General features: G+C 72.3%; 10 protein-coding genes. 5 read left to right on the forward strand and 5 right to left on the reverse strand.

Features of this window, described 5'->3' with window-relative positions; genetic code table 11:
- Window positions 1-322 precede the first annotated feature (322 nt).
- From VF746_20270 to VF746_20285, 4 genes are all read right to left on the reverse strand, one after another.
- A complete protein-coding gene (locus VF746_20270) occupies window positions 323-2,458 on the reverse strand; it encodes a dehydrogenase E1 component subunit alpha/beta (GenBank protein HEX8694773.1) in 2,136 nt (711 codons plus the stop codon).
- A gap of 291 nt (window positions 2,459-2,749) precedes the next feature.
- A complete protein-coding gene (locus tag VF746_20275) occupies window positions 2,750-3,262 on the reverse strand; it encodes a hypothetical protein (protein HEX8694774.1) in 513 nt (170 codons plus the stop codon).
- Window positions 3,263-3,595: 333 nt separating this feature from the next.
- Window positions 3,596-4,534 carry a CPBP family intramembrane glutamic endopeptidase gene (locus VF746_20280; GenBank protein ID HEX8694775.1) on the reverse strand — a complete coding sequence of 313 codons (939 nt, stop codon included), beginning with the start codon at window positions 4,532-4,534 and terminating at the stop codon, window positions 3,596-3,598.
- Window positions 4,535-4,839: 305 nt separating this feature from the next.
- The gene (locus VF746_20285) at window positions 4,840-5,316 is read right to left on the reverse strand and encodes a DinB family protein (GenBank protein ID HEX8694776.1); all 477 of its coding nucleotides are present in this window, start codon (window positions 5,314-5,316) and stop codon (window positions 4,840-4,842) included.
- 176 nt (window positions 5,317-5,492) lie between these two features.
- Here VF746_20285 and VF746_20290 point away from each other — a divergent pair, with 176 nt between their 5' ends.
- The 5 genes from VF746_20290 to VF746_20310 all read left to right on the forward strand — a co-directional run bounded on the left by VF746_20290 (window position 5,493) and on the right by VF746_20310 (window position 8,759).
- Complete coding sequence (locus VF746_20290) at window positions 5,493-6,506, forward strand: MBL fold metallo-hydrolase (protein HEX8694777.1); 1,014 nt, start codon at window positions 5,493-5,495, stop codon at window positions 6,504-6,506.
- Window positions 6,507-6,533: 27 nt separating this feature from the next.
- Window positions 6,534-6,929, forward strand: coding sequence for a hypothetical protein (locus VF746_20295; protein ID HEX8694778.1), 396 nt, complete (start codon window positions 6,534-6,536; stop codon window positions 6,927-6,929).
- Window positions 6,930-7,102: 173 nt separating this feature from the next.
- Window positions 7,103-7,717, forward strand: a complete 615-nt coding sequence (coaE, locus tag VF746_20300) for a dephospho-CoA kinase (GenBank protein ID HEX8694779.1) — start codon at window positions 7,103-7,105, stop codon at window positions 7,715-7,717.
- A complete protein-coding gene (locus tag VF746_20305; protein HEX8694780.1) occupies window positions 7,710-8,387 on the forward strand; it encodes a PHP-associated domain-containing protein in 678 nt (225 codons plus the stop codon). Before coaE ends, VF746_20305 begins: the two co-directional genes overlap by 8 nt.
- Before the next feature lie 6 nt (window positions 8,388-8,393).
- Window positions 8,394-8,759 (forward strand): hypothetical protein, encoded by a 366-nt coding sequence (locus VF746_20310; GenBank protein HEX8694781.1) that lies wholly within the window; start codon window positions 8,394-8,396, stop codon window positions 8,757-8,759.
- 67 nt (window positions 8,760-8,826) lie between these two features.
- Here the strand turns inward: VF746_20310 and VF746_20315 are convergent.
- Window positions 8,827-9,242, reverse strand: a 416-nt coding sequence (locus VF746_20315; GenBank protein HEX8694782.1) for a hypothetical protein, incomplete at its 5' end; no start/stop codon positions are given.

A 9,242-nucleotide genomic window follows, 5' to 3' on the forward strand; every position in this document is an offset into this window, starting at 1 on the left:
CGTTTCCGAGCATTGTTCTGGTTCGCGAGAAACAGATTGGAATCACACAGAGGACACGGAGGACACGGAGAGAACTTCAATCTCTCCGCTGTTCCTCTGTGTTCTCTGTGCCCTCTGTGTGAGACCTTTTCAGGGCTGATATCCGAACGATTCCCTGCGAAATGGTATGAGTAGATTCTTCGGGCGCCGACCATGCGCGCGGACGTGAGTGCGGTGCGGGCGCCCTCAGAATGACATCGAGAGGCCTGGTGGTAGAACACAAAAGACCAGCCCCCGCCCGGTGCTCGGAGCGGGGGCTGGTCGCGTCGCCGGGGACGCGCGGTCAGAACGCCTTGACGTCGACGATGGCCTTCAGCACGTCCTCGGGCTCGGGGAGGATGGCGCGCTCCACCTGCGGGGCGTAGGCCACCCAGGTGTCCAGCGAGGCCACGCGCTTGACCGGCGCGTCGAGCCAGGGGAAAAGCTCGTCGGCCACGCGCGCGGCCACCTCGGCGCCGATCCCCCAGCTGAGCGAGTCCTCGTGGGCGATCACCAGGCGGCTGGTCTTCTTCACCGACTGCGCCACGGCCTCCATGTCCAGCGGGCTCACCGTGCGCATGTCGATCACCTCGGCGCGGATGCCGTGCTGCTCCTCGGCCTGCTTGGCGGCCACCAGCGAGCGCTGCACCAGCGCCCCCCAGGCGATCACGGTGAGATCCGTCCCCTCGCGCACCGTCTTCGCCTTGCCGAAGGGGATCATGAAGTTGGGGCCCGGATACTTCCCCTTGTTGTAGACCTGGCGGTACAGGTGCTTGTGCTCCAGGAAGAGCACCGGGTCCTCGCAGCGGATCGCCGTGCGCAGCAGCCCCGCCGCGTCCACCGCCGTCGCGGGGAGCACCACGCGCAGCCCCGGGCAGTGCGCGAAGATCGACTCGCCCGTCTGCGAGTGGTAGATGGAGCCGCCCTTCAGGTAGCCGCCGTAGGTGGTGCGGATCACCACCGGCGAGCTGAACGCGTTGTTCGAGCGGTAGCGCATGGTGGCCAGCTCGTCGCGGATCTGCATCATCGCCGGCCAGATGTAGTCGAAGAACTGGATCTCGACCACGGGCTTCAGCCCTCGCACCGCCATCCCCACCGCGCGCCCCACGATGTTGGCCTCGGCCAGCGGCGAGTTGAACACGCGCGTCCCGCCGAACTCGCGCTGCAGGCCGGCCGTCACCTTGAAGACGCCGCCCTTCCCCTTCACCTCCTCCAGGATCTCCTCGCGCGAGCAGTCGGCCACGTCCTCGCCGAAGACCACGATGCGCGGGTCGCGCCGCATCTCGTCCTTGAGCGTGGCGTTGATGAGGTCGACCATGGTGGTCTCGCCCCCCGAGAAGCGCGGGTCGTCCTCGGTGTCGAACTGCTCCGCGGTGGGGTCGACGTCGGGCGAGAAGAGGTAGCGCATGGCCGTCTCGGGCGCCGGCTGCGGCGAGGCCAGCGCCTCGTCGGTGGCGCGCTGCACCACGTCGGTCACCTCGCGCTCGACCTGCTCCAGCTCTTCCTGCGTGGCCAGGCCGCGCTCGACCAGCTGGGCGGCCAGGCGGGTGATCGGGTCGCGCCTGGCCTCCTCGGCGCGCATCGCCTCGGTCTTGTAGAACTTCTCGTCGTCGGAGAGCGAGTGGCTGTACGGGCGGATCACCTTGGCGTGCACCAGCGCCGGGCCCTTGCCGGCGCGCACGTAGTCGACCGCGCGGGCGAAGGTCTCGTAGCTGTCGAAGACGTCGGTGCCGTCGCAGGTCTCGATGAAGAGCCCGGGGAAGCCGGCGACCAGCTTGCTGATGCTGCCGCCGGCGGTGTTCACCTCCACGGGGACGGAGATGGCGTACTCGTTGTCCTCCACCAGGTAGAGCACGGGGAGCTTCAGGTTGCACGCCGTGTTCAGGCTCTCCCAGAACTCGCCCTCCGAGGTGGTCCCGTCGCCGGTGGTCACCCAGACGATGTCGTCGCCCTTGGCCTGCGTGGTCTCCAGCAGCGTCTCGTCGTTCTGCCGCCGCGCGCGCCAGGCGGCCTCGGCGGTGCCGACGGCCTGCAGGAACTGCGTGCCGGTGGGGGACGAGGTGGAGACGATGTTGTGGTCCCTGTGCCCCCAGTGCGCGGGCATCTGCCGCCCGCCCGACGACGGGTCGGCCTCGGCGCCCACGGCCTGGAGCATGTGCTCCAGCGGCGTCATCCCCAGCGCCAGGGCGAAGGCGCGGTCGCGGTAGTAGAAGTAGAACCAGTCGTAGCCGGAGCGGGCGTGCGCGGCCGCGGCCACCTGCACGCCCTCGTGCCCGGCGCCCGAGATCTGGAAGAAGATCTTGTTCTGCTGCTTGAGCTGGATCTCCTTGTCGTCCAGCCGCCGCGCGGTGAGCATGGTGCGGTAGAAGCCGAGCAGCGCGCTGCGGTCGAGCTGCGCCGCGGCCTCCGTCTTCGGCTTCCTGCGGGTCGTGGTCGCCATGAGTGGTCGCTCTGCCGGAAGATTGCCACGGGCCGGCCGCAAGCACGGCCCGATTCACGAGTTCGGTGGATAAACGCCGATATTATACCCCACGTGCACGCCTCGGGCCAGACCGGGGAGTGCCAGGAAGGTCGTCCGGCGGGCGGCGTGGCGGCCGGTCTCGCCCGGCGATTCGATCTCGATGGTGGAACGGGGAAGTGCGGGAGCGCGAGAGTGAGGGGGACAAAAGTCAGGGGCGCCTCCGGTCGTGGGAACCGGAGGCGCCCCCTGTATTGCTCCCGGGCCGTACCGTCAGCACGGCCTGGAGCCGGTGCCCACGAGCCATACCGGCATCGGGTTGGGGAAGGTCCGCGGATCGAACCGCACCAGCACGTCGGTGTGTCCCGACACCGAGACGTTCTGGCTGGCGGCGCCGGCATGCTGTTGCTGGTAGCCGTAGCTGTCCAGGAAGGTGTTCGTCACCTGGAGTTCGACCACGTGCGTGCCGCCCGTGGTCTGCAGCGCGACGTCCGCGCACGGCTGGCCCTCATCCACCCGGATGCGCCGGACGGTCCCCTCGTGCGTGACGACGACTTCCTGCGCCACGAGGCCGGGGGCGTCCAGCCGCGCGAAGACGTGAACCTCACCGGAGGGCAGCGAGGCCGCCGCGACGGGCTGCGGGCTCGGCGGCTGTTCCGTCCGGGCCGGGGCAGCCGGGGCCTCTCCGCCCTGGGCGTCCTTCCTTGCTACGCCCATTGCCCCGATGTACGCGACGCCCAGCGTGACGATCGCCCAGACGGGCCAGGGGACGTGTCGGTCGGACATGATGCCTCCGGGGGAAAGACGCACATGAAGAATGCGGGACACGCGAGGAACAATTCCGGGCGGGCGCAGCGCCTGGGCGCAACGGTCATGCCGCATGGAGCAGACGCCCGATACAGCGCGCAGGTGGTTGTGGGATATCGCTTTACGATGTAGCCGATTCGCTCGTGGGGGCGCGCGTAGGCCGGGAGGTGCGGCGCGCGTGTCCCGCTCTCGCGAGGGGGGAAACGGCAGGATTGTGCCCCGTCGCTCCCGAATCCATTGAATGGCGGGATTCGCGGGATTCGTCGTGAAGCCCCGCGATCAGAAGATCAGCGGAGCCTGGTGGGACCATCTTCAGGAGGTGGAGATGCCGTGCGGCTGCAGGCGGACGCGCGCGAGGACGATCCCCAGCACCACCACGAGCGCCGCGAACGCCAGCCACCCGTCGATCAGCCTGCGGGTGCCCCAGAGCCACTCGTCGGCGCCGGGGGCGGACCGGGTGAGCAGGCCGTAGAACTTGAGCCAGAAGATCCACCCGGCGTGGATGCCGATGGAGGCCCACAGGTCGCCCGTCTTCTGGTAGGCCAGGCCGAGGACGACGCCGGCCAGGGTGAGGCTCAGGAAGGCGGGGACGAGCGTCTTCGGCTCCGCCGCCCCGGCCAGCATCGTCGGCAGGGCGCGGAGCCCCGAGGCCCAGTCCACCGCCTCCGGAGACACGGGGCGGGTGAGGAAGTGGACGATGCCGTAGAGCGCGCCGCTGGCCAGGAGCGCGGCCCCCCACGGCATCGCGCGCCGCAGCCCGCCGAAGATGGCGCCGCGGAAGAGCAGCTCCTCGATCACGCTCACCACCAGCGCGGTGAGCAGCGCGCCCAGGAACTCGGCGGCCAACTCGGCGGGCGTGCGGTCCAGCCGGAGCCGCCGCCCCCCCGCCGCCAGCGCGATGGAGCACACGGCGGCCAGCGAGAAGAACCCCAGCGCGAACCCCACCCCGAAGCGCCGCCACCCCACCGGCCGCCGCACTCCCACGTCCGACCAGCGCCGCACCCCCGCGCCGCGCACGAACAGCGGCAGGCCGACCAGGGCCGTGAGCAGGAGCGCGCGGTTCACGTACCGCCCGAACGGCATCTCCGCCAGCTCCGCGAGCGCGGGAGCCGACGGCGCGAGCGCGTGGACGGCGCGGTACAGCCACGGCGCCAGCAGCGCCCCGCCCAGGAACACGGCGAGCAGGTAGACGACCAGCGCGAGCAGCGGCCGGCCGCGCCGGCCGGGTTCGGTCGTGGAGACGTCGGGCATCAGGTGGGATTCGAGAATCGCGCGTGAGGGAGGCGCGAATCTACCCGGGACCGGGGCGGCGGGCAAACCGCGCGAATCGGGCTCGCTCCGACGTGGAGGCGAGGGTGCATGAGGGATGCGCGCCCGGAGGGCCGGGACGGCGCCGCCACAGGGTATCGTGGCGGCGGCGGCCCGGCGCGGTTGGGCACAGTGGTATCGTGCCCTACCGCGCGCGCAGCCCGGCCCGGAGCGCAGCGGAGGGACATGCCCGAACCTGGAAGTCCAGGCGAACCCTGCCTCGCGGCGACCTCGCCTGGACGAGCGGCCTACCGGATCGCCGGCTCCTTCCCCGCGGCGCGCCGCATGAGCGCCACCTGGCCGGCGTGGTACCCCTCGTGGACGGCCAGGAAGCCGATGAACTGGCCGACGGTCCCCTGGCTGCCGGGCCGGGGCTCGGCCAGCTTCCCGTCGCCCGCGCGCTGGATCGCCTCCATCACCCGCTGGTGGGCGCGGTCCAGCTCCTCGCGCAGCGTCTCCAGCCGCTCCACCTCCTCGCCCTCGCCGGTGATCGGCTCCGAGCCGCGGTCGTAGCGGCCCTGGCGCGGCGACGTCCACGACGGCGGCTCGCCGAGCGCCTCCAGCATGCGGTTGCGGTGCACCAGCAGGTGCCCCAGGAGCCAGTTGACGCAGTTGCCCCCGCCCGCCGGCTGCACCAGCGCGTCGTCGTGCGTGAGGCCCTCCAGGTTCAGGCTCAGCGCCCGGTTGCTGAAGCCCACGAGAAAGGCGAGCGATGCGGCGTCCACGGTCTTCCCTCCCGGTCCGGTGGTTGGAGCGATGCGCGTCTGCAGGTGACGTTCATCTTCACTTTCGCCGCGCTCCGGCGCAACTTCCTCCGCGCGCGGGACGGCCGCGCCGGCCGGAGATGACCGGTCCTCCGGCAGTTTTTTCTTGCCTATCCATCGGCGGGGTCCATATTTCCTTGACCACGAACACAGCGGAAGGGGAGGGCGGAGCCGGGCGGGCCGCGGTGCCCGTGGCGCGCGGGGTGTGGCGCATCACCACCCCCATGCCGTTCCGCCCGCGCGAGGTGCACGCCTACCTGGCCGACCTGGGGCCGGACGGCTGGCTGCTGGCCGACGGCGGGCTGGGGACGGAAGCGGCGTGGGCCGCGCTCGACGCGGGCGTCCGCGCGGCGGCGGGGGAGTGGACCGCGGTGGCGGTGCACGTGGTCACCCACATGCACATGGACCACGTGGGCCTGGCCGCGCGGGCGAAGGCGGCCTCGGGCGCGCGGGTGCTGATGGGGCGCCTGGACGCCGAGCGCATGGCCCACGCGGCCGCGCACCCGGACGAGGAGGCGGACTACCGCGCAGGCCTGCTGCGCCGCTGCGGCGCGCCGGAGGAGTTCGTCCAGGCGGCCGAGGGCGGGCGGACGCAGGCGCAGGCGATGGCCCCTCCCGTCGCGGTCGACGGCGTGCTGGACGGCGAGGAGGGCGCGGTGCCGGGCGCGCCGGGGTGGCGCTGGGCGTGGACGCCGGGGCACACGGCGGGGCACGTCTCGCTCTTCCGCCCGGACGGCGCGGTGCTGGTGGCGGGCGACGCGGTGCTGCCGGGGATCACGCCCACGCTGGGGGTGAACCGCCAGCGGGCGGACCCGGTGGGCGACTACCTGGCGGCGCTGGAGCGGCTGGAGGCGCTCGGCCCCGCGATGGTCCTCCCCGGCCACGGCGAGCCCCCGGCCGACCCGCTGGGCCGCATCCGCGAGCTGCGCGCCGCCGCGGAGGGCGAGACGGCCGCGATCGCGGCCCTCGTCGACGCCGGGCCGGCGACCACGTGGGAGGTGGTGGAGCGGCGCTACCCGGGGCGCGAGATGCCCGTGGCCACGCGGATGCTGGCGCTGCGCGAGACGCTGGCGCACCTGGAGCGGCTGGCCGCCGCGGGGCGCCTCGTCCGCGAGGCCGCCGGCGGCGCGGAGCGCTTCCGGCGCGCCTAGGCGGGCCCCGAAACGGAGCTACACGAAATGTCCAGGATCTTCTGGTTCGTCGTGCTGGTGATCGCGGTGGTGGTGCTGGTGCGCCCCGTGCGCGAGCGGCTGAAGCCGTACCTGCAGCCGGCGATCGATCCGGTGTACGAGTCGACCGCGAAGACGCGGGTGAGGGAGATCACCCGGCTGGTCAAGCGCGCCGAGGCGGCGGGCCGCCAGGTGCCGCCGCCGCGCGACTTCGCCCGCTTCGTGGAGAGCGAGGACATGCGGCAGCACGCCTCGCTCGACCCCTGGGGGACGCCGTACTACCTGGTGGCCACCCGGCGCGACTACCGCGTGGGCTCGGCGGGCCGCGACCGCCGGCAGGGCACCGCCGACGACATCCTGGCCGACCCCGAGCCGTACGCCCGGCCCCCGACGCGGCGGCGGTGAACGGCAAGTGCGAAGTGCGAAGTCCTGAGTGCGAAGTGCTAAGTCCTTGGTGTGTTAGTCCTTAGTCCTCAGAACGGGCAAGGTCGGCACTCAGCACTCAGCACAAGGACTAAAGCACTAAAAAACCAACGCACTTCGCACCTCGCACTTCGCACTTCGCACTTGAGGTTTACATGCTGAAGGTGGGGCTGACGGGAAATATCGCGGCGGGGAAGTCGAGCGTGGCCGACGTCTGGCGCTCGCTGGGCGCCACGGTGATCGACGCCGACGAGCTGGCCCGGCGCGCCGTGGAGCCCGGCACGCGCGCCCACGCGGCCATCGCCGAGCAGTGGGGCGAGTGGGTGATGGAGCCCGGCGGCGAGCTGGACCGCGCGGCGCTGCGCCACATCGTCTTCGCCGACCCGGCGGCGCGCGAGCGGCTGGAGTCCATCGTGCACCCCGCCGTGCGCGACCTGCGCGCCGACGAGTACCGCGAGGCCGAGGAGCGCGGCGAGAAGGTGATCGTGGCCGACATCCCGCTCCTCTTCGAGGTGGGGATGGCCGACGAGTTCGACCTGATCGTGCTGGTGGACGCGCCCGTGGCCACGCGCCTGATGCGCCTGGTGGGCGACCGCGGGCTGGACGCCGACGAGGCCCGGCGGATGATCGCCGCGCAGATGCCCTCGGAGCTCAAGCGCGCTCGCGCCGACGTGATCGTCGAGAACACCGGCTCGCTGGGCGACCTGGAGCGCCGCGCCCGCGAGGTGTGGGAGGAGCTGCTCCGCCGCGCCGACGAAGGCCGTGGCTGAGGAGGGCCCCTGCCTGCTGCGGGTGGACATGCACGTCCACACCCGCGCCTCGAAGGACTCGCTGAACCCCTACGAAGGGATCCTCCCCGCCATGGATGCGGCCGGGATCGACCGCGCCGTCATCTGCGACCACGACCGCGTCGAGGGGGCGCTGCGGATGCGCGAGCGGGCCCCGGAGCGCATCCTGGTGGGCGAGGAGGTGAAGACGCGCGAGGGCCCCGACGTCATCGGCATCTTCCTCACCGAGCTGATCCCCGCGCGCACGCCGATCCGCGAGACGTGCGAGCGCATCCGCGCGCAGGGCGGCGTGGTCTACGTCCCCCACCCGTACGACACGCGCCGCAGCGGGGCGGGGCCGCTGCTGGACGAGATCGCCGGCCTGGTGGACGTGGTGGAGGCCCACAACGCGCGCACCTTCCGCCCCGAGCTGAACGAGCTGGGCGAGCGCTGGGCGCGCGAGCACGGCGTTCCGCTGGGTGCCGGGAGCGACGCGCACACGCTGGCCGAGATCGGCGCGGCGTACGTGGAGGTGCCGCCCTTCGAGCCCACGCGCGAGAGCTTCCTGGCGGCGCTCGGCGCGGGCCGCGTGGCGGCGCGGGGCACCTCGCCGCGCTCCGTGGCGCTCGCCTCGACGTACGCCCGGGTGCACAAGGTCTTCTTCCGCGGCTGACCCGCCGTGCGCCGCCGCTCGCCCGGGGCCCGCCTGGCGCTCCTCCTGCTCCTCCCCCTCGCCGCCGCCGTCCTGGCCGTCGTCGTCCTGCTGCGCGCCCACTCCGCCGTGCTCTCCGCCGCGCGCGGCACGGGGAGCGGCGCGCGGACGCCGTCCGAGCGCGCGCTGATGCTGGCGGACGGAGACTGCGTCGTCCTCCGCCGCGAGCGCGTCCTCCTGGGCCGCGTCGAGCCGTCGCCCGCGGGCGCCCCCACCTACACGGTCCGGCGCCTGGACGTGCGCGCCACCGTCCGCGTCGACACCGCGCTCGTCCGCGTCGTCCCCTGCCCGCGGGCCGCCCGCGGCGCGGCGCCGGCGGATTCTGTACGGTAAGAAGTGATGAAACGGCGACGGCCGCGCACCGTGCGCGGCCGTCGCTCGTTCGGGCCCGCCGGCTCGTCTACGAGTTGCCGCCCTCGTCGTCCCCCCGGGCGGCGCGGAGGTACTCGCGCAGGGAGGCCTCGGAGAGCTGGGCGAGCTGCCGGAAGATGTTCTGCGTCTGGTCGACGATGGAGGACTTCGAGTCGCGCGTCAGCTCGTCGTCGAAGTCGAAGGCCCACGGCTCGGCTTCCTCGTCCTCGGCCTGGGTGGGGTCGAGCCCGGTCAGCGGGTGGAAGACGAGCGTCACGCCCAGCGCGGTGGGCTCGTCCTCGTAGGGGCTGATCTCGGCCTCGGCCAAGTACAGCTCGCCTCCGTCCTCGAAGATCCGGAAGCCGATCGCCATCCCGAGGATCTCGTCCTCGTCGTGCGTGTGCTCGTGCCCGCCCTGCCGCTCTCCGTTCGCCATGGTTCCTCCGGCCGGTTTTCTGTACGTTC

The sequence above is a fragment of the Longimicrobium sp. genome, assembly GCA_036389795.1.
Taxonomy (GTDB): Bacteria; Gemmatimonadota; Gemmatimonadetes; order Longimicrobiales; family Longimicrobiaceae; genus Longimicrobium.